Raw genomic sequence first — 21,490 nt, 5'->3', positions numbered from 1 at the left:
CCGGCGTTTCCCATTCGGGCCGCGCCCTATGCGCTTATTGCGCACCGAGCCTGTCGTCTCGGCCAGAAGGTGACGGTCGCTATCGCAAGAGCTTGGGGCCTTGCCCCTGGCGCACTTCGGAATGGCTTCCGCCCAGCTTCCTCCACTGCGTTCCGTGCAGCCGGTCCCCCGCGAAGCCACTCGCTCCGTTTGCACTCCCATTCTCGCCGAAGGGCAGAGGTTCATAAGCCAGCCGAGGCTCAGGAAACCTCAAGCCCGATGGGGAGATATAATGGGAGAAACCACACCAAGAATTTATGTCGCGTGCCTTGCCGCCTATAATAACGGCTATCTGCACGGCGAATGGATAAACGAGGAAGCAGACGCCTCAGAATGGCGGCAGTACCTTGATACCAGCCCTCAGCTTTCGCTTTTTTGAGCGAAAGCGAGTTTTCCAAACCGGAAAAACGCTAAGCTCCGCTTAGTGTATGGATAAAAACATAAACTTGCTTTTGGTTTGATAATCTGATAAAATCCTAAGTATGGCTTTGCGTTCTGACAGTAAATTAAACCGACTTCAGCAGGAACTCCCCGAAGGGCTTCTGGTGGATGCCGCATGGCTGGAAGCGCATGGCTATTCATCGGCGCTGCGAAGCCAGTATGTCAGCTCCGGCTGGCTCGATAATCCGGCGCGGCGCGTCTATCGCCGTTCGCGCGCGCCGCTCACATGGGAACAGGCGGTAACATCGCTTCAGACATTGCTAAAACTCCCGCTGACCGTTGGCGGTCGCACCGCGCTCGAACAGCAAGGCTATGCTCATTATCTGTCCGCCAGTTTGCGCGAAGTTCACCTCTACGGGCCGAAACGTCCGCCAACATGGCTGGACAGCCTTCCGCTCGACGTGAAATTTCATTGGCATAACAGCCTGCGGCTCTTTCCCGGCGACGATCAATCAGGAGCGCCAAGCCCCGTCATGCTGAGCGGCGGCGGATTGATATCATTTTCAATCCGCTATTCGAGCAAGGAACGCGCCGTTCTCGAATTGCTCGACGAATTGCCTGACCATGAAAGTTTCCATCAGGTAGATGCACTGATGGAAGGGATGAGCGATTTGAGTCCGCGCCGCCTGCAAACGCTTCTTGAGGCGTGCGCCAGCGTGAAGGTGAAGCGGCTCTTTCTCTTTTTTGCCGACCGCCATAATCATGCATGGCGTAGCCGTCTCGATATGACCCGCATCGATCTTGGATCAGGCAAGCGCGTTCTCGTCAAAGGCGGCAAGCTCGACCCGCATTATCACATCACCGTGCCATCCGATCTGGGAGGTCATTGACCGTCATGGCTTTCCTCGACGCTTATCGGCAGCAGGTAGCACTTCTCATCCGCGTCATTCCTTTCGTGGCGAAGGAGGAAGTTTTCGCACTCAAGGGCGGCACGGCGATCAATCTGTTCGTGCGCGACATGCCGCGCCTTTCGGTGGACATCGACCTAACCTACCTTCCGGTCGAAGACCGCAAATCCTCGCTTGCCGCAATTGACGCTGCCATGCTGCGGATCAAAGACAGGATCGAACGGGCAATACTGGGCGCAAAGGTCAATGCCTCACGCTCGGCGGATGAAAATATCATCACCAAACTGGTCGTTCGTGCAGCCGATGTGCAGATCAAAATCGAGGTGACGCCCGTGCTGCGCGGCACGGTCTATGATCCTGTCATGACCGCCGTAGTGCCCACCGTTGAAGACGATTTTGGTTTCGCCGAGATTTCGGTTGTGTCGTTTGCAGACCTCTATGCAGGCAAGATCGTGGCTGCGTTCGACCGCCAGCATCCGCGCGATCTTTTCGATGTGCGTGACCTGCTGGCGCATGAGGGCATCAATGATGAGCTGCGCCGGGCCTTTCTTGTCTATCTCATCAGCCACAACCGCCCGATGGCGGAAGTTCTGGCCCCGACGCGCAAGCCTCTTGAAGAGGAATTCCTGCGCGGCTTTGACGGCATGACGCAGGAGCCGGTTGCACTTGCCGACCTTAAAGCCGCACGAGAAGAAATCATCGACGCGATGGTTGCGGACATGCCCGATGAGCATCGGCGTTTTCTCGTCGGTTTCAAACGCGGCGAGCCGGATTGGAGCCTTCTCGGAATCCCGGAAGCGCAGAACCTGCCCGCCGTGCTGTGGAAACAGCGCAATCTGGACAAGCTTCCCGCTGCCAAACGGCGCGAGTTGGTAGATGCCCTTGAGCGCGTGCTGTTTTCGTGAGCGACCAATTTGACTTATCTTTACTTCAAGCCGTGAGCGATTGGCAGCGCGGCGGCGATGCCAAGCAAAATATTCGTCGTGGCCAAACGCTGAAAGAAGCCTGCGCGCACCTTCCTGTACGTTTTCGTACTTCTGCGTTGTGCTGCTTTCGGCAAATCGCTCTGCCGAAAGGCGGCGTATGGAACCTCATCGGTGAGGATCGCCTCTCCGAGAAAATTTCATCGTGGACAATCGATATCGAGGTCGCAAAGAATTTTAAAAATGGAGTGCCCCCTGAAGGACAAGGTTATCAAGGTGTAATCCTCTGCATTTCTCCACCTTCTGGAAGCGTAATTGTCAATCTTCGAGAACTCTATGGCGACGCATATTTTCGGGATGCTATGGAGAAAAATAGAGATGCAATTGTCGGTTATCATGACGGAGCGGGCCGATATGGCGGGAAGCAAAATGAAATTATTCTTGAAATAGCAGCCATCACGCAGGAAGATATTTATTCCATGGGTGGGCATTCAAGCTCTTTCGAGCAGCTTGTGAACGAAGCTGCGACAGAAATTTATGGGCCTAATGCGACGTTCCAACAACGCGAGGCGCTACTGCTTAAAGTCAGCCATATTCGATCCGAAGCAGGGCCTAACTGGTTGAGCACCGAGGCGACACAGCGTGTCCTTTCTCGCATGAAGCCTCATGCCGAACGGTTGGGAGACATTAAGCAGCGTCAGGAAAAAACGTAATCGTTACAGCGGGTACAGTCTCATCCCAGCTCAGGGCCGCGCGGCTGCTGGCTTCTCGCGCGTCCACGATCCGCACCGTCCGGCTGATAATCGCCGCGCACCATCCCGCGGTATTGAGCGGCATCGCGGTAAAGGTCCAGAATCTGCGCGGCGTGAAGTCCGCGCACCTGACTGATTTGCTGCTGAAGGTTCTGGCGGTCCTTCATCTGGGCAGTGACAAGATCATGCCGCTGCGCCCTGTCACGTTGCACACCGAAAAAGGCTTCCATCTCGTTCCGCTTCCGCGTTTTGAAGTACCGCCCCGTCATAATGTCCCACACGCCAGCAACCCCTTTGCGGACACGCGCCGAGCGCGCCAGCTGTTCCGCGATATTCCGCTCGCGCTGTTTATCGGCGAGGATTTTGCGTTCTTGGCTGTGCTGCTGTTTCATGTCCTGCTTGCGCTCATTGAGCGGCTTCATCGCATTATGAGCGATGCGCTTGGCTTCCGAGATATAGCGCGACAGGCGCGGCGCGACGGTTTCACCGATTTCGCGCACGGCATCGGCAACACCGCGAAGCTGTTTCGGATCGCCAAGGCGCGCGCGCACATCTTTTGATTTTTCGCCCGTGACACGGGCAATGGCGAACACGCGCCCGTCAATAGTGACGGCGACATGGTTTTTCCGCCCGCCCTGTGCCAGAAACATGCCGCGCTCTTCCAGCGCACGAGCAAAGGCCGGGCCGTTAACGTCTGATTTCCAGCATTCCATGATGGCGGCTTTCACCTCGCGCGGGTCGAGGTCTTTGCGTTTCGATTCCTGCCACTGGTCCAGCGTGAAATTACGCGGATCGCGCAGACGCGCATCACGGAAACCATCCGGCATCTGCCAGCCAAGTTCGAGGTAAAGCTGTTTGGACACGTCGCGCAGCCGCATCTTGAAATACGGCATCGGGATCGCGGTCATTTTTTCGCTGTCGATGCGCGACCATACCGCATGGGCATGGCGGCGACCTTCCTTCTCATGGAAAACGATCATGCGCGGCTGACCGGAAAGGCCGAGGCGCTGTTCGATCAGATTGCACGCCTGTTCGAATGTTTCGACATGCACCGCCTCACCCGCAGGCGGATTGAGCGACACGGAAAAGAGGTGTTGCCGGCATTTCGTGCCGAGCGACAGCGCATAGGATTCCTTCATAGCGCCCATGAGGTTGTCAGAAATGAAGCCACTGACTTCATGCACCTCGATAAGCTCATTCTGTTCGCCGTTCAGGAGATGCCGTCCAAGCTGCATCGCGCCGCCGCGCTTGGATGCCTGAATAATCATGGCTCTATCTCCAGATTGAGGGCTTCAATCAGCAGGCGGCGTATCTCGTGAACGGCAGTCGCGGCTTCGTTCAGCGCCGCTTCCGTGTCGGGCGTGACAGACAGACTTCCCGTGTTGGCGGCTTTGGCGAGCTGGTTTAGGTTCGAGGAAAGACGGGATTGCCCCAGCATTCCCATCAATTGGGCCAGAGCCTTTTCATCAGCCACGGGCTTGCGTGGACGGCGGCGGCGCTCCGCCAGTCCTAAATCATCCTCCCCGAACAGACGGGAATGGATATAGGCCGCAAGCGACATCTTGCCCGCCTCGGCTTCCAGCCGGGCACGCTGCTCGAATGTCAGGCGAAGCGAAAACGGGGCCGGGCGTTTTGCCATCCCGCCCCCGCTCAACCAGTTTTGCGCCTCCGCACGGCAGCCGGACGGCTGACGCACGGCGCGTCTCCATCCTTGCCTTCATTCTCGTTGCTGGGTTGTCCGCGACCGAGGCTGGAACGACGAAGCACGTCATTCCATTCCTTCAGGATTTCGGTAAGATGGTTCGAACCTGCTCCCAGCAGGTCCGCCACTGAGTCTGAAGATATCGCCCTGACGCACCAATTGCGCTCAGAAGCCCGCAAATTTGCGCCATTGCGTTTCGATTTCCACGGTGGAGAATCGATTCCAGACCGTGAATGCGTACTTTCCCCGTACCTTTCTCCGCAGGCCATGGGCGCAGTACGGTTTACCTTTTCAGCCCTGCGGTTCCCATTTATCCTGAACGCGAGAAATCATCCGCGCTTCAGATGCGCTGCATCCGGGAGAAAATGGCTCTATTCTGCGGCTTCCGGCTCCGGCCTGCGAGACGTTTCCCGATTTTAAATGGGAATCCTGCGGTCCATCAATAATGGAATTGCGGGACTGCCGATGGGAAAAGATGGCGCCCAGACCGCAAAATCCGGGCGATCCCGCGTTAACTTTTGCGCGCTAGCGGAAGAGCGCAGTTAACGGAGGACGCCATGGCACCGAATTCACCTCATTATCAGTTCGATCCTTCCAGCATCGGCTGGCTGCATCGCAAAGTGGCGCTACAGCGACAGGGGAGGGAAAGCGGCGTTTTCGTAACGGCGGCCGATCTGAAGCGTATCGCAGAAGCCGACCCTTCGGTCTTTACCGACCCGGTCTTTCAGGAGCAGATACGCCTTGCGCTCGAAGACCGCCTGCCGACCCGGACTGGACGGCTTCCGGCCGATCCCGTCCTGTGGTTCAGGACGCTCATGGCCGACATTCTCATCGAAGACCTGGCCGAGGAAATCCGCGCAGAGCGCAGGGCCGGTGGCCGCAAGCGCCTGAGAGGCGATTGGGAACCCCGCGTCGAGGCAGCCGAAAAAATATCCGCAGATCTTTGCATGCACATGACCGGCCGTTCGCTCCTCAACAGGATATCCGCACAGAAACGGGGATGATTTATAATGATGTCGGCATTTCCGATGTGCTGACATGTGAGCCCTCCATCGACATGGAGGTGACGATATGAATGAAACGGCCAGGTGCGGCGCACGGCAGCTCGAGGAGCGCGCCGTCGCGCTGCTCAAGCCGCATGCGCGCAATGCCCGCACCCACTCTCCCGCGCAGCTCAGGAAGCTCGAGGCAAGCATAAGGCGCTTTGGCTTCGTGAACCCGGTACTGATCGACGATGAGGACCAGATCCTTGCCGGCCACGGTCGTGTCGCTGCTGCAGAGGCTCTCGGCATGGCGAGCGTCCCGGTGGTACGCATCTCCGGGATGACGCAGGCCGAGCGCAGAGCCTATATCATTGCCGACAACCGGCTGGCGGAACTTGCAGGCTGGGACGAGGAACTGCTTCGGCTCGAACTTGCCGCGATCGAGGATCTCGATTTCGGGTTCGATCTGGAACTGACAGGCTTTGCAACGGCGGAGATCGAAAAGCTGCTCGGCAGCGCCGCGACCGCTGCAGCGGAAAGCCCCGTGCCAGAGCCTGTCACCGATGCTCCCGCAGTCTCGATGCCAGGCATATTGTGGCAGATGGGAAGACATCGGCTGATCTGCGGCGATGCACGGGACTATGGGGTGGTGGACCGGCTGATGGCCGGCGAGCAGGCGCAGATGATCTTCACCGATCCGCCCTACAATGTCCGCGTCGACAACATAGGCGGTCTGGGCAGGGTCAGGCATGCCGAGTTCGCCATGGCTTCGGGAGAAATGAGCGAGGCGGAGTTCGAGGCGTTTCTGAGAGGGGTGCTCGGCAATCTGGCGCGGGCCAGCGCGGATGGTTCGATCCACTTTGTCTGCATGGACTGGCGACACATGCGCGAACTGCAGGCAGCAGGTGAAGCGGTTTACGACGAGCTCAAGAACCTGATTGTCTGGAACAAGGACAATGGGGGGATGGGCAGCTTCTACCGCTCGAAGCACGAACTGATCTACGCGTTCAAGAAGGGCAGGGCACCGCACATCAACAACTTCGAACTGGGACAGCACGGCCGCTACAGAACAAATGTATGGGATTATCCCGGAATCAGTTCGCTCTCGGCCACCCGCGCATCGGAACTGGCGATGCACCCGACAGTGAAGCCTGTGGCGCTGGTGGCAGATGCGATCAGGGACTGCTCGAAGCGCAACGGGATCGTTCTCGATGCCTTTTCCGGCTCGGGCACGACGATCGTGGCGGCGCAGGAGACCGGCCGCCGTGGCTACGCGGTGGAAATAGAACCCCGCTACGTCGATGTGGCCGTGCGCCGGTGGCAGGAGGCGACCGGTGGGGAAGCGATCGATGAGGTGACCGGCATGACCTTTGCCGAACTGGAAAGGAGCTGAGGGAAGCGGAAGGCCCGGCGCCGGTGGCGCCGGGCCGGATCGCCAGCCGCCATCACGGAAAGGGTCGGCATTTTCCATGATGTCGAGGGAACCCGGTCCTGTGCCAGGCGGCATCCTCCAACAGCGCGGAGGCACGATTGAGCGATTACGAGGTTGGCTACCGCAAGCCCCCCCGATCCGGACGGATCAGACCTGGCGAGGTACGCAACCCCTTCGGCCGGGCAGGCCGGAAGCCCGGAGCGATTTCTGCGCCGGGGCTGGACGAAGCAGGGCTGCTCGAACGCATCGCAGGCGAGCCGGTATCGATCGATGGCCGTGTCATGACGCGGCGGGAGGCCTCGGTCCGGACCCGGTATATGAGCGCGCTCAAGGGCAAGGGTTCGGCCATCCGGTATATCGATCGGCTGAGCGCAGACGCCGGGGCGGAGGCGAACGGTGGGCGCGTGCTGCATCTTCCGTGCGACGATTTCGAGAAGTGGAACACCGAAGACGCGATGAGGCAGAAGGATGCCCGACTGAAGCAGGAACGGCGTAACATGAGGCGGCGCAGGCGACGCGCCGGTGCAAAGCAGGACGCCGGTGCCATGCCTGCCCTGAAGTCAGAGCGCGAAATATTTCTCGATATTGAAGAAGAAGCGTTAGAGCGGGAGGGAAAGCAGATCAGTATGCGCGAGCTGCGGCTGCGGATGTTTGTGGCGCACGCGGCGAAAGGCAATCAGGCGGCGCAGGCCGCTATCGCCCGGATCGAAGCGGCTGCCAGAATGCCGGAAGGCAGAAGGCCAGGCTATCTCGTTGTCCCGGAAACGCCGACGCTGGAAATATGGGCTGTGGCTGCGGCGAAGCAGCAGGCGCGATATCGTACGCAGTCGGTCTGCGACGAGGATTTTCCGGAATCCGGACCGTGATGCCGGGCCGTGCTACCGTGCGGCCCCTGTCCGATCGTCGATACCGCATGCAGCCAGTCCTGCGCGGAACGAGGCGTCGAGCGGATAGGGGTGCAGGCCTTTTGCGGTGATCTGGCCGGTCAGGACCATACTCTCCTGAGGCATGCCATATACCGACGCTGCAGCCGCCTGCCGGAACTGGAGCGTGTGACCGGCGCGCATCTTATCGAGCATTGCCCGGGCGGCCTCGCCGCTGGCGAGCGTTGCGGTTGCGGTCATGGCCCGGCTCATCCGCAGGGCCTGCGCGGTCACGCCGGCAACCGTATCCGCAGGCATGTCCGGCCGATCGCCGACCGGATTGTCGGCCGCCCTGAGCTCGCGATAGGGGAGGGCATCGACCCGCCAGAGAATGTCGCCGCTCGGCAGGCGGATGCGCCCGCCGCTGCCGACGCCCACCAGCAGGCCGAACTGCGAGTTCATCTCGACCATCGGATAGAGCCCGCCCGAGCGGGTGAAGGACAGGCCGGCCGCACGGTCGTGGACGGCGACCACGCAGCTCGAGCGGCCGGTAATGGGGTCGGCGGTGCGCTCGACCTGCCAGACCGGCCCTGACTTTGCCTGAACTCCGCCTGCGGCCAGAAACGCAAGCGCAAGGGCGATCGCCTGACGGCCCGTCATGCCCGAACCTCGCCGACAAGATGATCGACAAGCGCTGCCACGTCCGGCAGGCGGCTGAAGCGCGACAGCGGCAGCGACCGCAGGCCGGGCCGGATCGCCTTGACGCCATCGGCACTGGCGCGGCTGTGCCGCACGGCTCTGGTGCCCAGGTCTGGCAGCGGCTCGCCGGGGGCAGCGCCAAACCAGCGATATTCGGTAAAGCAGCGCATGGCAGGATCGAAGGGTGTCCAGATGACGCAGCCTGAAGGCTTTGCGGCGAGCCGGACGTTGACCGGCACCTCTCTCGTGCTGCCACCTGCAACGGAGCTTTTGAGCTGGATGTGGCGCATGAGTGCGCCCACCTCGACGACCATATCATAGCCATCGCGATCTGCGTCCGAATACAGGTAGCTGAAGTCGATGCCGCGCGACAGGAGCTCGATGCCAAGCTCGCCCAGCAGCCTGTGGCGGAATACCGTCTCGCGCAGCGACGACTGGTGGGTCAGGTGCCCGGCCCGCGCGGAAACGGGCAGGCCATCGTCAGGGGCAGCAGCAGTGGCAATCATCGACACATCTCCCAGAATGGGCGACGGCCTGATCCCGATGACTTCCCCGTCGCGCCTATGTCCTCTCGGAGCGACGGCCGAAGCCGGATGTTCGAAACCTGCTATGCACAGGCGCATGCGCCTTTACCGTTGCCGGCTGGACATGCGCGCATGCCACCCGGCCCCGAATAATCCGTGACCGAGTATGCATAGTGAGGTTTCGACGCCCCGCCTCCCGGCTTTCACGGGAGGCACCTGCACATTGCTCGACTGGCGTGCGCAGGCAAGTGGAATGTGGCGCTGGAAGGCAGATTGCGGGCTGGACGCCATCACAGGGCCGGCGGGGACCGGATCTCCCGTCATGGTGACTATTATCCAGCAACCAGCGGAGCAGCGCGCAAAGGCCAGCGAGATCGGCCGGCACAGGGGCTTACGGCAAGCTCTGGGACTTTGTGCTCGCTCCGGTTTGGAGCGGCACAAAGTTGCTAACAGACATTCAGTGCGCGAGCCGCCACGTCCGCTTAGCGCCCTAGTTTCAGCCGTTCGGTTGATTGTCGGCCGATTCCAAAAGCCGCTGTTCGTTCATCAAATTGGGCAGGGTTGGGTGAGGATCTGAGTTTTACGGTTTGGACCTCGTTTTAATCTCGCGTGGTCGGATTGTGATACGGTTAACGATGCTTTCGACCAGCTCCGCCGATCCGCACAGAATTTCAGAATAATCTTGTAAAACGCAAAAATTCATATATAAATTCCCTCAACGTGGGGAATTCACTATGATTGATATTCGGCAGGCAATTTTGGAAACGCTTCCCAAGGATCTGTTGTTGGACCTTGAAGACCGGCTGCGTGCCGAAGCGCTGACAGCTTTTGAGGTCGTTCGCCGCGAACTTCCGTTGAATGCTAAGCGCAGCCGCGAGGCGGAAGGACAGATCAGATTTCGTCTTCAAGAGCAGGGTTATGAGGAAGTGGTTCAGCGCCACGGTGGTCAGTTGCTGATCGATGGCGTAATGCTCGGCACCGACCTCAAGGTGTTCCAACCTTTTGCGCGGTTTGTAGGACCGAACTTGGGTGTGGTGCTAGGGTTTGCGGCGATGCCAGAACCGCGCAAGATGCCAGCAAAGAATCAGTCGCGCGCGGCAGGCGTGTGCCTTAACGTGCATCTGCAGCCAAGCATGTTCGAGGATGAACACAGCCCAAAGGCTACGGATATATTCGCGCTCTTCCTTACCGCTCGTGACCGGCAGCGGGCCGGAATGATCGAAGAGATCGCAATCGGCGTGATCGGTTCGTCGTATAAGGACTTTTTATTTTACGAATCTCTCGACGCCTTTATGACAGGCTATGCGGCGACGCCCGTCGTCCCCGAGGGACCGGAAGATGGTACGGCAACCGTAAAGCTGCGCAAAACCAGAAAACTGTTCGTACCGCCGGAAGCGCAGCCCGACCCGGAAGTCGGCGACGGGTCGCCCCAGTAAGTTTGCGTTGATCGTTTCGATTTAGCGGACGCTCCGTGCCCCCGGGTACGGAGCCATAGGGATTCAAACAGATGCGCATAGGTACTCCTGGGTTCATGCCCACTCGACTTCTAGAGGCACGCAATGCCCGCCGGATTGCGACAAAGTCCGCGCTTGCGCGCCGTCTCGGCATCAGCCCCACCACCGTGTCGCGCTGGGAGGATGAGTCGTCGGACCAGTCCCCCGACCATACAACCTTGGTTCGACTAGCGGATGAATTACAGGTCCGCCCTGAGTTTTTCCTCCGCCCTCCGTTCCATAGCGATCGGCCAACCTTCCTGCGCTCGCTCGCCAGTACGTTGGTGCGCGACCTCGATTACCAGAAGGCGCAGATGCGTTGGCTGCAGGAGATCAGCTTCGTCCTTGGCCATTATGTCGACCTCCCCGAACTCGACATCCCGGACGTGTTGGAGGGGGGGAGCTACAGCCAGCTACGTGAAGATGATATAGAGCGCATTGCCCTACGTCTCCGCCAGCATTGGAATATGGGCGAAGGGCCGTGCGGCGATGTTGTAGCGCTCATGGAGCGCATTGGTATTGTCGTCGCGGCGATTCCCATGAACACAACCAAGCTCGACGGCCTATGCAGTTGGTCGCCTGTGGATGGCCGTCCCCATGTGCTACTCGCGACGGACAAGATGTGTTTCACGCGGCGGCAAATGGATGCCGCCCATGAATTGGCCCATGCCGTGCTGCATCAGGCGGTTCCAGAGGAAGAGTTCCAAGCGAACTTGCGCATGATCGAACAGCAGGCATTCCGCTTGGGCAGTGCCCTTCTGATGCCTTCGACTACCTATCCGCATGAGGTCCGTCATCCCTCGCTTGCGATGTTCACGAGCTTGAAGGAGCGCTGGCGAGTCTCGATCAAGGCGCAGATCAAACGTCTGTCTGACCTTGGTATCCTCCCAGACGACTATGCGCGCCAACTCTACAAATTATATTCGGCCAAAGGCTGGTCAAAGGGCGAGCCGCTCGATCAGCACTGGCCGGTGCCGGCGCCACGGGCATTGCGCGATAGCTTAAACCTGATTGTTGAAAATGGGGTTCGCAGCAAAGCTGACCTGCTTGCTACCGAGTTCACCGTCTGGGCCAGCGACATCGAACGGCTATGCGCGCTTCCCCAGGGGTGGTTTGAGCGGGATGCCGCAGAAGTTGTATCGCTCAAGACGCGTGACGATGCGACGCATACGCTAGGTTCAAGCGGGGCGGAGGTCATTCAGTTCCCAACCCGACAACCACGCCGCTAGAGCACCATTGCGACTAAAGGAGTTTGGGTGAACATGGCGACGGCGTTCTGATCGTGGCAGAGTGATTGGTCAGCACGAGAAACGCGCGACCTTATCCGTGATGCCCTGATTGGGGCCATTGAGAGGATCGCGGCTAAATTTGAAGAAGCCGATCGGCCGGAGATCGATTATGATAGCCGGACGTCAGCGCCTCACTGAAAGCTAGGCTAGTAAAACCATGCCGCTAGCGGCAGTATCTGGATCCCCCGGGTGTGGTTTATCGAAGCCGGACCTTCATCATCATCAATAGCTGCGATCCTATTGCTGCAGCAAGTCCAGCGCCTCACGCCGCCCAGCATGGGCGCGCAGCGCAACCTTGGTGCGTTCCGAAAGTTCGCCTTTCCCGCACGCCGCAGCGAGGATAAGCTCATGTCCGAGGTCGCAGACATGCCCAGCCGGGTTTTCTACGATATCGCTAATCAGGCCCTGGCGCACCTCTTCGGCGTCCCGACCCGCATAAACGAGTTCGTCTGGCGCCGCGGCTCGTAGAAACGCGGCGCGCACGATCGAGTCCGTATAGGTGTCTAGCAGATAGTCGGTTGCCTTGAGCACCGTCGATAGCGGATGCCGCCGCGGGCCTAGAAGTGGCAGGTCCGGCTCCAAGACCGTTCGCATGGTCTGACACGCGGACGCGACCGATGCAAACACGGCGGCCTGGCTGGCGTCAGGTGGCGCGAAGATCGATCCCTGCTGGAGTTGCAGCGGTGGCGCAAAACCGTCCTGCAACAAGGCATCGTGGATCAGGCCGCTATCCTTTGCGGCGACAAGCCGTTGCCGCCGGGCGGCGAAGAAAGCCGGAAGCGTGATGCCGCGATCGACCAGATCGTCATATTGCAACAGTTCGGCGCACCACGGGCAGCCTCGTTCTTGCCAGTTGGGCAAGCATAGCTCGTATGTCGCATCGACCGTGTTGCGGGCATGGAGGACCGCATCCTCCGGGCTGCGCCATCCCAACATCGATTTGGCGTTGCGCCACCGGGCCAGATCGGCCGGTCGGGCAATCGCGACGTGATAGTGCAACCGCGCCTTACAACCCATGGCGCGCAGCCGGCCCTGATAAGCCGACATCCGCGTTCCGGTGATGAACGCATCATCGAGAACCAGTAATGCTTCATCGGAACCTAGGCCCAATATCGCCTTCCGCAGTGCGAGATTCGGTTCGCGATCAGGGCCTTCCTCGTCCAGCGCCAGCGTTGAATGCTCATAATGTTCTACCGCCCCATCGCCGCTGAGAATAGATGCAGCGAGTTGGCCAAGTTCCCGGGCTGCGGCGTGCAGCGGGGTGACCACCACCGAAGGGCGTGGCTCAAGCGCGCGTAGCTGCTCGGCGAACCGCGCTCGAAATGGCGCAGACCGCGCCAACATCTCGGTATCGATGTGAATGGCATTATGCCGCGTCGGGCCATCCGTCCGGTGATCCCGGTGCAAGGAAACCAAGCCCGCCTCGGGGAACGTTTCGATGAACGCTTTTGCCGCTTCCGAATGGCGAATGCGGACCACACGTTCGACGTCATTGTGGGTGAGTGGAAAATAGGATCGTGGATCAACCTCGACAATCGTTCGCCCACCTTCCTCGCCTTGCTCAAGCGGCTGGAACTCGGGCATTCCGGAAATATCGCTGAGCGAAGCCAGACCAAGATCCGCGCCCATCTGAAATATCGCGACGTAGGAAAGGACGAGCGGAAAGTCACTCATTTCGACCAGATCGTTTAGAACCCCGATCAGCGATCCGGAATGGGTTGCACTCAGGATACATGCAACCTTTGCAGGGTTTGCGGCCGCTTCCCCATCGGTGCTCGCATCAAGTTCGGCGGATAGCCGGTCCAGTGCCTCGGCGGCGACTGCCATGCGCTCGGTCGATCCGTCCTGATATTCGCTGAGCATTTCGACCGGCAACGGCGCAGTCCCCCGGGAATCGCCGACCAGTCCGGCTAGATCGAATGCGATCGATGAGATCGACCAAGTATCAACCAATATCGCGGTGCAATCGTGCATATACGGCAGCAGCCAAAAGCATACCGCGTCAATTGCGTGGCGCGAGAACTGGATATTACCGACGCGCAGGAAAGCACGCGCCAAACGCTGCGACGGGGCGCGATAGAAGCTCCCGGGAATCATCGGCAGCAGCGCCCTGCTGCGCTCGACGAGACAGGCGAGCTCGCGATCCCGAAGTGCGCTCAGGATTGCGATTTCGTCCAGCTTTCTCGATGCAAATGGCGTGTCGGGACCGGCAGGGTTGATATTTGCCGAGAGATGCAAGGTCTCTCCGGAGGTGTGGAGCACCGCGATCGGCATGTCGGGCATGCGCGCAAAAGCGAAATCTGGCGTCGAAAGCGCATCGCGCAACGCATCAAGAAAGGGGCTGCCTCGTCTTGCGCCAGTCACTGCCTCAGCAAGGTCGTCCGGCACGAAGCGGTCGCGAACGTCGGGCCTGACGACGACGCAGGCGGCTTGCTGTCGCGCATCGGAATGGTCCGTATACAGCGTCTCGAACATCGCTTCCATCGATTGCCCGGCGGAGTGCTGCACCACCAGCACGCCAAGCGCCGCCTCTCCGGTCCCGACAGTTGCCGTGAAAACGTGCACCTTGTCGCTCGCTCAGGGCTGCGGCCAGAGGAACTGCCAATGCGTTCCCCGGACACGTCCGCGTGCGCCGTCTGCTGCGACATCCAGCATCCGGATCTCGGGCGCTGCATTTACGAAGGAAGCCGTCAGCCAGAACTCAGCGGTTCGCAGGGACACGAATGCCTGCATCTGGTTTGCCGCCCGAAGCGCACGTTGAATGCCAAGTCCGGATGCCGGGTCGATCCCCTTGGAACTCAATCGCTCGAAAAGCAGACCATCCAGCAACTCACGGCGGTTGCGATTGACATGACTGGCGCCGGCCGACGACGCTAAAAAGCCGTCCACAATGCCGGGGCCAAAGTCAGAGATCGAGGCTTCGACGATGGCGGAGGCGCGAATCCGTTCAAGATAGGCCCGGACTTCCGCGACGCCGCCATGTCGCTCGGCCAGTTCCTCCGGTCGGTTCGCGACATGCTTGCGGACACGAAGCATGCGGCTGCCCTGTTGATTGCCGCTGAGAAGTGACCCGGGGAAGCCAGTAATTTTCACTGAGAAGTGACCCATGTTTGAACACGTCCCTGGCTTTGAGCGGGGGACCATGGAGTGTTGGACATGGCATTATTGAGCGTCATCCGGCGCTGGCATTACCTCGATCATCTGTCGATCCGGGAGATAGCCAAGCGTACCGGTCTATCCCGCAACACGGTCCGTAAATATCTGCGGTCAGACACAGTCGAGCCGCAGTTCAAAGTGCCCGAGCGGCCGAGCAAGCTGGATCCGTTCGTCGATCGGCTGACGGTCTGGCTCAGGCGAGAGATGGGCCGATCGCGCAAGCAGAAGCGCACGATCAAGCAGTTGCATGCCGATCTGGTGAGCCTGGGCTTTGACGGGTCCTATGGCCGTGTCGCGGCCTTTGCTCGTGCCTGGCGCGATGATTATCGCCGCCAGCAGCAGATGAGCGGCAAGGGCACCTTCGTGCCGTTGTCGTTCGCACCGGGTGAAGCATTCCAGTTTGACTGGAGCGAGGACTGGGCGATCATCGATGGTGTCCGCACCAAGCTGCAGGTTGCACACTTCAAGCTCAGCTACAGCCGGGCCTTCTTCGTTCGAGCCTATCTGCTCCAGACCCACGAGATGCTGTTCGACGCCCATAATCACGCGTTCCGCGTGCTGGGCGGGGTGCCGCGCCGCGGCATCTATGACAACATGCGCACTGCCGTCGACAAGGTCGGGCGCGGCAAGGATCGGACCGTCAACGCCCGCTTCCTCACGATGGTGAGCCATTATCTGTTCGAGGCAGAGTTCTGTAATCCGGCAGCGGGTTGGGAGAAGGGGCAGGTCGAGAAGAACGTCCAGGATGCGCGGCATCGCCTGTGGCAGCCCGTTCCCCAGACCGAGACGCTCGACGCCCTGAACAGCTGGCTGGAGGATCGCTGCAAGGCGCTGTGGCAGGATATCCCGCACGGGATCGAACCGGGCTCTGTCGCTGATGCCTGGGCCGAGGAGGTGGCAAGCCTGATGCCGATGGGCAGGCCGTTCGACGGCTTTGTCGAATATGGCAAGCGGGTCTCACCGACCTGCCTCGTCCATCTGGAGCGCAACCGCTACAGCGTGCCGGCATCCTTTGCCAACCGCCCTGTCAGCGTGCGGCTCTATCCCGACCGCTTCCTCGTGGTGGCCGAGGGGCAGTTGCTGTGCGAACACCAGCGCATCATCGAACGATCCCATGATGGGCCAGGACGCACTGTTTATGACTGGCGCCATTATCTGGCAGTGGTCCAGCGCAAGCCTGGCGCCCTGCGCAATGGCGCGCCGTTCCTAGAGATGCCCGATGCCTTCCAGCGGTTACAGCGCCATCTGTTGCGCGCTCCCGGCGGCGACAGAGAGATGGTCGAGATCCTTGCCCTGGTGCTGCATCATGACGAGCAGGTCGTACTGCGCGCGGTTACCATGGCGCTGGAGTCCGGTGTTCCGACCAAAACCCATATCCTCAACTTGCTGCACCGGCTGATCGACGGCAAGCCGCTGACGACACCGCCGATCACGGCGCCCCAGGCGCTGAGGCTGGTCAGCGAGCCCCTTGCCAATGTGGAACGCTATGATGCGCTGCGCGGGGAGAACCGCCATGCGTCATGATCCCGCCAGCGGCGCCATCATCGTCATGCTGCGCAGCCTCAAGATGCATGGCATGGCGCAGGCCGTCACCGATCTCATGGAGCAAGGCGCGCCCGCGTTCGACGCGGCCGTCCCGATCCTGTCCCAGCTTTTGAAGGCGGAGACTGCCGAACGGGAAGTGCGGTCGGTATCCTATCAGCTCAAGATCGCACGGTTCCCGGCCTATCGCGATCTGGCGAGCTTCGACTTTGCCAGCAGCGAGGTCAACGAGGCGCTGGTCCGCCAGCTTCACCGCTGCGAGTTTATGGACGTGGCCGACAATATCGTGCTGGTCGGCGGACCCGGAACCGGCAAGACCCACATCGCCACCGCCCTAGGCGTCCAGGCCATCGAGCATCATCGCAAGCGCGTGCGGTTCTTCTCCACGGTCGAGCTGGTCAACGCGCTGGAACAGGAGAAGGCGCAGGGCAAGGCAGGGCAGATCGCCGGAAGGCTTGCCCACTCCGATCTCGTGATCCTCGACGAGCTTGGTTATCTGCCGTTCAGCGCCTCAGGCGGCGCCCTGCTGTTCCATCTGCTGAGCAAGCTTTACGAGCGCACCAGCGTCATCATCACCACCAACCTCAGCTTCAGCGAATGGGCCACCGTGTTCGGAGATGCCAAGATGACCACCGCGCTCCTCGATCGGCTCACCCATCACTGCCACATCCTCGAGACCGGCAACGACAGCTTCAGGTTCAAGAACAGCTCCGCTCAGCAGCCCAAAACCCGGAAGGAGAAAACCCCATCTTGACCCACCCCTGACATCCGAAACATAATCGCAAGGTGGGTCACTTCTCGATGAAAACCCCGGGTCACTTCTCAGCAGCAATCAACACAACAACAGGGTGGAGAACAGCCACCTTCCGTTCCGACGAAGGGAGCGGGCGATGCTGCGTTTCAGGCAGATGAAGGCGCTGCAGAAGTTCGCCTCGGTTCATGCCAATCTCCACAACCACTTTTCACTGGAGCGCCATCTCGTCGATCGGAAAACCTACAAGGAAAGACGCTCTGCCGCCCTGGCAGAGTGGTGGTCCATCGCGAGCTGAGGGCAGGCGCCCCAGGCCCGAAATGCATCCGGTGGAGACGAGTTCGCATTAGACTGACAGCACCGTGATAGGGCATGGCCCGTTCCTTCGTGTCATTCTGATGTGCCGACGATTAAGCCGTCGCCGATCCACTGACCGAGCAAAGCGGCGGCGCGGGCAATGCCGTCGGCCTCGCCAAGCGTTTCGACCAGAGACCCGCACATGGCGCCGAAATCCGCGCCGCTTGCGCACAGCGATATCGCCCCTTCTTCCACGCCATCGATCGTCCGGAAGCAGGGCGTGAAATCCTGTCGCCACACCAGCAGCGCTGCAGGTTCAGGCAATGCGACAGCCTTGGGTGGCATTTCGCTCTTGGAGAGCGCCGCCCAGATCGCGGCGGCATTGCAGGTTGCCGGAAGGACCGCGAGGCTGGGCGTGAAGTGAAGTGCGGCGCTGTCCCAATCGACACTGGCCAGCGCCTCGGGCGTCATGGCTGTCGCATCGGCGGCGGTGAAGGCACGGGACAGTCCCCATTCTAGCGCCGCCAGTTCGGCGACTTCCGGGTCGTCGGGATAGATCGAATCCAATGTATCGGCAAAGCCGGCCGGATAGGCGTCGAGCGTCCAGGCGCTTGGAGGGTTTGCGTCGATGTGGGTGGCTGCGGCGGCGAGAAAGGCTTCGTCGCCCAGCCATGCCTGCGTCTGCTCATAGGTTTCGGCGAGGCAGGCCATCAACTGCGCTCGGTAATTATTCTGGTAGACCGACAGGCCGGGGGCAGCGGCGCGACCGATGCGGCGCGCGGCATCCAGCGATCCGTCCATTAGCCATGCGCGGAAATCGCCCTGAAGCGTGGCCAGGCTCATGCCGCTTTCCGTTTCATTGATGTGCCGATGGCACGTGCCGTTACAAGCTCGTCCAGCAAGTCACCGAGCGGCGGGATGGCGTCGTCCCGCTCGATCATCGTCGCCACCGGGCCGACGCGGGCAATGGCCTGTTCGTAGAGCGCCCATACCGGCGGCGGGACGGGCTGGTCATGGGTATCGATCAGCATGTCGGCGCCCTGGCTGTGCCCGGCGAGATGGATCTGGCGCACGCGGTTCGTGGGGACGCCGTCCAGATAGGCAAGGGGATCGAAGCCGTGATTGCTGGCGCTCACGAAGATATTGTTGACGTCGAGTAGCAGATGGCAGCCGGTACGGGCGCACATCGCGTCGATGAATTGCCATTCGGTCATCGTCGATCCGTCGAAGGCGACATAGCTGGACGGATTTTCGATCAGCATCGTCCGGCCCAGCACATCCTGCGCCATTTCGATATTGGCGCACACCGTATCCAGCGCCTCCTGCGTATAGGGAAGCGGCAGCAGATCGTGGGAATTAAAGCCCTGGAAGCGTGACCAGCTGAGGTGATCGGAAACGAACAGCGGTTCGATCTCGTCGACCAGGGCCTTCAGCCGATCCAGATAGGCACGGTCGAGACCATCCGCCGACCCGATCGACATGGAGACGCCATGCAGCGCGACTGGATGACGCTCGCGCACCCGGCGCAACATATCGCGCGGCCGCCCGCCGGGCACCATGAAATTCTCCGAGATGACCTCGACGAAATCCACCGCGACATCCGTTTCCAGGAAGTCGCGATAATGGTCCTTGCGTAGGCCCAAGCCAAAGCCGGGAACTGACGTGGTCATGGCGAAACTCTCGCGCGAAAGGGTCTGCCCGGCCCGGGGGAAGAGACGGCCGGGCAGGAGCGGTCAGTTGGCTTTGGGTTCGGTAGTGGTGCCGCCGGCGGCGGCGCAGGCCTTGGCCGACATTTCCTTGAAGCCATGACCCTTGCACACATTCATGCCCTTGCAGTCATTCTGCGCGGTCTTGCAGTCAGACGTACCCTTGCAGCTGTTGACGCCATAACAATGGACGGAGTCGGCCTTCTCACCCTTGGCGTTGGCGGGAACGGAGGTAGCGGCGGCGGCGAGCGCGATCAGGGCGGCGGTGGCGGCGAAGCTGATGCCGGTCTTGGTGGGGGTCATGGGATGCTCTCCAATAGGATGTGCCTCGTTGGCCCTGGAGATACGTGCCGAGAATGCCGACGGTTACATCTCGGCCATATTATTTTTCACCAGCGCAGCAGCCGCGGCCCGAGCAGCGCACCCATGGCCGCCGCCAGAGCGATCCCCAGCGTATACCATGTCAGCACGAAGATGGCCGAAACCTCCGGGCAGTGCAGGCAATAGAGCGTCGCGGCGCAGGATCCCGCCGCGAGGCCCGCCGCCGCGCCCGCCGCCCGCAATCGGGTCGGTGCGAGTCGACGGAACGACCAGAGCAGGCCAATAAAGATCGGTGCCGACAGGGAGAGCACCAGCCAGGGGCATATCTTCCAGCTGTGGCCAAGCCACATCGCCAGCCAGTCTCGCGGCGGCGCATGGGCCAGTTCCAGTCCGCCGATTGTCGCCAGCAGGCAGACAGGGATCGCCATCAGCCACAGCCAGCGCAGATCCGTCCTGTCGGGCCGCGCCAGCCGCGCGACCATAAACAGCGCGCACAAGCTGAGCGAGAGAGTGTAGGTCCACTTCACCCAGAAGGAATAGCCGCGCATCGCGAGACCAAGGTCGGGACGGATACCGAGGCCCCAGGCAATGAGGATCACCGTCACGACCGCGCCGACCGCGATGCCGAGCGCGATCCGCCGTCCGACCGCAAAACGGCGCACGGGTCGCAGGTTCGCCGAGAGGGATTCGATCAGGGAGTCGGTGTTCATCGCCGCTCTCCCGTGATGCGGGCGGCCAGCGCCTTGAGGCCGCGATGGATGGAGACCTTGACGTCGGACTCGCCTATCCCGGCGCGATCCGCCGCTTCCGAAACAGACAGGCCATCGATCTTCGTCGCGCGGATGACATCGGCCTGCTTCGGCGGCAGGCCGTCCAGCAGCCGGTCCATGTCCATGCGCGCGTTACTCGCGCCTTCGAACCCTTCCGTGGCCAAAATCTCTTCCAGCCCTTCGACCGCGCAAGTCTGGCGGCGCGCGCGGAAATGATCGATCATCTTGTAGCGCGCGATGGCGAACAGCCAAGCGGTGAACGGGCGGTCCAGATCATAAGTGGCGCGGCGTGTATGCACGGCGATAAGCGTTTCCTGCACAAGATCCTCGATATCGTCCGCGCCCTCGCGCATCCGGCGACGGTAGAAGGCGTGGAGCAGGGGCACGATCGCGCGCAATAGCGCGGCATGGACCACGGCGTCGCCGTTCAGGCCGCCGATCATCATCCCCCGCAACTGGTCTTCGCTTGCCCGCATCGATGCTCCTGACCCTCGTTCGGGGAGGACGTCGCAAAGGTTACAGGATGCATAGAATAAATTTCCGTGGCCCGCACCGTAACCTTTGCGAGAGCGACGTCGAATGGCCCTGCATCACCGGCCCGATTCACGGGTCCGGGACGGAGACCCGAAATGAACAAGACCCATGCCACCCTCGCCGCCGCGCTCGCTCTTTCCATCGCTGGCGGTGCCGCCGCCGCGCCCGCCGCCAAGCCGATGGAGAAATGCTACGGCGTGTCGCTCGCCGGCAAGAATGACTGCAAGGCGGGGGCCGGCACCAGCTGCGCGGGCACCTCGAAGATCGACTATCAGGGTAATGCCTGGAAGCTGGTGAAGGCCGGCACCTGCGTCAGGACGAAGACGCCCAAGGGCCTCGGCTCGCTGACGCCCAAGGCCTGATGCGCACCCCAATGCCCGCCCGCATCCTCTATAGGATGCGGGCTTCCCATTCCCTTCTGTGGA

Annotated in this window: 23 protein-coding genes and 1 pseudogene; 13 read left to right on the top strand and 11 right to left on the bottom strand. The window is 60.9% G+C overall.

Annotated features, from left to right (window positions below):
• Positions 1-271 precede the first annotated feature (271 nt).
• The 4 genes from SAMIE_RS23610 to SAMIE_RS13365 all read left to right on the top strand — a co-directional run bounded on the left by SAMIE_RS23610 (position 272) and on the right by SAMIE_RS13365 (position 2,964).
• Positions 272-418 carry an antirestriction protein ArdA gene (locus tag SAMIE_RS23610; RefSeq protein WP_197724637.1) on the top strand — a complete coding sequence of 49 codons (147 nt, stop codon included), beginning with the start codon at positions 272-274 and terminating at the stop codon, positions 416-418.
• A 103-nt stretch (positions 419-521) separates the two neighbouring features.
• Positions 522-1,310 carry a type IV toxin-antitoxin system AbiEi family antitoxin gene (locus SAMIE_RS13375; protein WP_083952618.1) on the top strand — a complete coding sequence of 263 codons (789 nt, stop codon included), beginning with the start codon at positions 522-524 and terminating at the stop codon, positions 1,308-1,310.
• 5 nt (positions 1,311-1,315) lie between these two features.
• Complete coding sequence (locus tag SAMIE_RS13370) at positions 1,316-2,233, top strand: nucleotidyl transferase AbiEii/AbiGii toxin family protein (RefSeq protein ID WP_174522261.1); 918 nt, start codon at positions 1,316-1,318, stop codon at positions 2,231-2,233.
• A complete protein-coding gene (locus SAMIE_RS13365; RefSeq protein ID WP_126516839.1) occupies positions 2,230-2,964 on the top strand; it encodes a hypothetical protein in 735 nt (244 codons plus the stop codon). Before SAMIE_RS13370 ends, SAMIE_RS13365 begins: the two co-directional genes overlap by 4 nt.
• 20 nt (positions 2,965-2,984) lie before the next feature.
• Here the strand turns inward: SAMIE_RS13365 and SAMIE_RS13360 are convergent, their stop codons facing one another.
• Both SAMIE_RS13360 and SAMIE_RS13355 read right to left on the bottom strand, forming a co-directional pair.
• Positions 2,985-4,271 (bottom strand): relaxase/mobilization nuclease domain-containing protein, encoded by a 1,287-nt coding sequence (locus SAMIE_RS13360; RefSeq protein ID WP_066703592.1) that lies wholly within the window; start codon positions 4,269-4,271, stop codon positions 2,985-2,987.
• Positions 4,268-4,699: a hypothetical protein gene (locus tag SAMIE_RS13355; protein WP_232037252.1), complete on the bottom strand. Its 432-nt coding sequence runs from the start codon at positions 4,697-4,699 to the stop codon at positions 4,268-4,270. The genes SAMIE_RS13360 and SAMIE_RS13355 overlap by 4 nt, the downstream gene beginning before the upstream one ends.
• 563 nt (positions 4,700-5,262) lie before the next feature.
• Between SAMIE_RS13355 and SAMIE_RS13350 the strand changes: the two genes are divergently transcribed.
• The 3 genes from SAMIE_RS13350 to SAMIE_RS13340 all read left to right on the top strand — a co-directional run bounded on the left by SAMIE_RS13350 (position 5,263) and on the right by SAMIE_RS13340 (position 7,986).
• Positions 5,263-5,709 (top strand): hypothetical protein, encoded by a 447-nt coding sequence (locus tag SAMIE_RS13350; protein WP_066703598.1) that lies wholly within the window; start codon positions 5,263-5,265, stop codon positions 5,707-5,709.
• Positions 5,710-5,776: 67 nt separating this feature from the next.
• Complete coding sequence (locus SAMIE_RS13345) at positions 5,777-7,081, top strand: site-specific DNA-methyltransferase (protein WP_066703600.1); 1,305 nt, start codon at positions 5,777-5,779, stop codon at positions 7,079-7,081.
• 137 nt (positions 7,082-7,218) lie between these two features.
• Entirely contained in the window at positions 7,219-7,986 is a 768-nt protein-coding gene (locus SAMIE_RS13340) for a hypothetical protein (RefSeq protein WP_066703603.1), read from the top strand.
• Positions 7,987-7,998: 12 nt separating this feature from the next.
• On the opposite strand, the gene SAMIE_RS13335 is transcribed toward SAMIE_RS13340, so the two are convergent.
• Entirely contained in the window at positions 7,999-8,643 is a 645-nt protein-coding gene (locus SAMIE_RS13335; protein ID WP_066703606.1) for a hypothetical protein, read from the bottom strand.
• Positions 8,640-9,188, bottom strand: coding sequence for a hypothetical protein (locus SAMIE_RS13330; RefSeq protein WP_126516838.1), 549 nt, complete (start codon positions 9,186-9,188; stop codon positions 8,640-8,642). Before SAMIE_RS13330 ends, SAMIE_RS13335 begins: the two co-directional genes overlap by 4 nt.
• 752 nt (positions 9,189-9,940) lie before the next feature.
• On the opposite strand from SAMIE_RS13330, the gene SAMIE_RS13325 reads away from it, so the two are divergent.
• Both SAMIE_RS13325 and SAMIE_RS13320 read left to right on the top strand, forming a co-directional pair.
• The gene (locus tag SAMIE_RS13325; protein ID WP_066703609.1) at positions 9,941-10,642 is read left to right on the top strand and encodes a hypothetical protein; all 702 of its coding nucleotides are present in this window, start codon (positions 9,941-9,943) and stop codon (positions 10,640-10,642) included.
• Between the two features lie 95 nt (positions 10,643-10,737).
• A complete protein-coding gene (locus SAMIE_RS13320; RefSeq protein WP_197724636.1) occupies positions 10,738-11,928 on the top strand; it encodes a helix-turn-helix domain-containing protein in 1,191 nt (396 codons plus the stop codon).
• A 297-nt stretch (positions 11,929-12,225) separates the two neighbouring features.
• Here SAMIE_RS13320 and SAMIE_RS13315 read toward each other — a convergent pair whose 3' ends face one another.
• A complete protein-coding gene (locus tag SAMIE_RS13315) occupies positions 12,226-14,472 on the bottom strand; it encodes a hypothetical protein (protein ID WP_232037250.1) in 2,247 nt (748 codons plus the stop codon).
• Between the two features lie 93 nt (positions 14,473-14,565).
• Positions 14,566-15,024, bottom strand: a complete 459-nt coding sequence (locus SAMIE_RS13310; RefSeq protein WP_066703621.1) for a hypothetical protein — start codon at positions 15,022-15,024, stop codon at positions 14,566-14,568.
• A gap of 120 nt (positions 15,025-15,144) precedes the next feature.
• Here SAMIE_RS13310 and istA point away from each other — a divergent pair, with 120 nt between their 5' ends.
• From istA to SAMIE_RS13295, 3 genes and pseudogenes are all read left to right on the top strand, one after another.
• Complete coding sequence (gene istA, locus SAMIE_RS13305) at positions 15,145-16,668, top strand: IS21 family transposase (RefSeq protein WP_126516836.1); 1,524 nt, start codon at positions 15,145-15,147, stop codon at positions 16,666-16,668.
• The gene (gene istB, locus SAMIE_RS13300; protein ID WP_126516718.1) at positions 16,658-17,440 is read left to right on the top strand and encodes an IS21-like element helper ATPase IstB; all 783 of its coding nucleotides are present in this window, start codon (positions 16,658-16,660) and stop codon (positions 17,438-17,440) included. Before istA ends, istB begins: the two co-directional genes overlap by 11 nt.
• Positions 17,441-17,525: 85 nt before the next feature.
• Positions 17,526-17,735, top strand: a pseudogene (locus SAMIE_RS13295) (IS6 family transposase); the annotation flags it as partial.
• A 92-nt stretch (positions 17,736-17,827) separates the two neighbouring features.
• Here the strand turns inward: SAMIE_RS13295 and SAMIE_RS13290 are convergent.
• The 5 genes from SAMIE_RS13290 to SAMIE_RS13270 all read right to left on the bottom strand — a co-directional run bounded on the left by SAMIE_RS13290 (position 17,828) and on the right by SAMIE_RS13270 (position 21,007).
• Complete coding sequence (locus SAMIE_RS13290) at positions 17,828-18,577, bottom strand: HvfC/BufC N-terminal domain-containing protein (protein ID WP_066703772.1); 750 nt, start codon at positions 18,575-18,577, stop codon at positions 17,828-17,830.
• Positions 18,574-19,404, bottom strand: a complete 831-nt coding sequence (gene bufB / locus SAMIE_RS13285) for an MNIO family bufferin maturase (protein ID WP_066703775.1) — start codon at positions 19,402-19,404, stop codon at positions 18,574-18,576. Before bufB ends, SAMIE_RS13290 begins: the two co-directional genes overlap by 4 nt.
• Before the next feature lie 63 nt (positions 19,405-19,467).
• Entirely contained in the window at positions 19,468-19,743 is a 276-nt protein-coding gene (gene bufA2, locus SAMIE_RS13280) for a BufA2 family periplasmic bufferin-type metallophore (protein WP_066703778.1), read from the bottom strand.
• An 86-nt stretch (positions 19,744-19,829) separates the two neighbouring features.
• Complete coding sequence (locus tag SAMIE_RS13275; protein ID WP_066703781.1) at positions 19,830-20,471, bottom strand: DUF1109 domain-containing protein; 642 nt, start codon at positions 20,469-20,471, stop codon at positions 19,830-19,832.
• Positions 20,468-21,007, bottom strand: coding sequence for a sigma-70 family RNA polymerase sigma factor (locus tag SAMIE_RS13270; protein ID WP_066703784.1), 540 nt, complete (start codon positions 21,005-21,007; stop codon positions 20,468-20,470). The genes SAMIE_RS13275 and SAMIE_RS13270 overlap by 4 nt, the downstream gene beginning before the upstream one ends.
• A gap of 153 nt (positions 21,008-21,160) precedes the next feature.
• Here SAMIE_RS13270 and SAMIE_RS13265 point away from each other — a divergent pair, with 153 nt between their 5' ends.
• Positions 21,161-21,427 (top strand): BufA1 family periplasmic bufferin-type metallophore, encoded by a 267-nt coding sequence (locus tag SAMIE_RS13265; RefSeq protein WP_066703787.1) that lies wholly within the window; start codon positions 21,161-21,163, stop codon positions 21,425-21,427.
• The last annotated feature ends 63 nt before the right edge of the window (positions 21,428-21,490 follow it).

Source organism: Sphingobium amiense (assembly GCF_003967075.1).
Lineage (GTDB): Bacteria > Pseudomonadota > Alphaproteobacteria > Sphingomonadales > Sphingomonadaceae > Sphingobium > Sphingobium amiense.
Note: the sequence above shows the minus strand (reverse complement) of the source record. Positions and strands in the feature narration are given on the sequence as shown.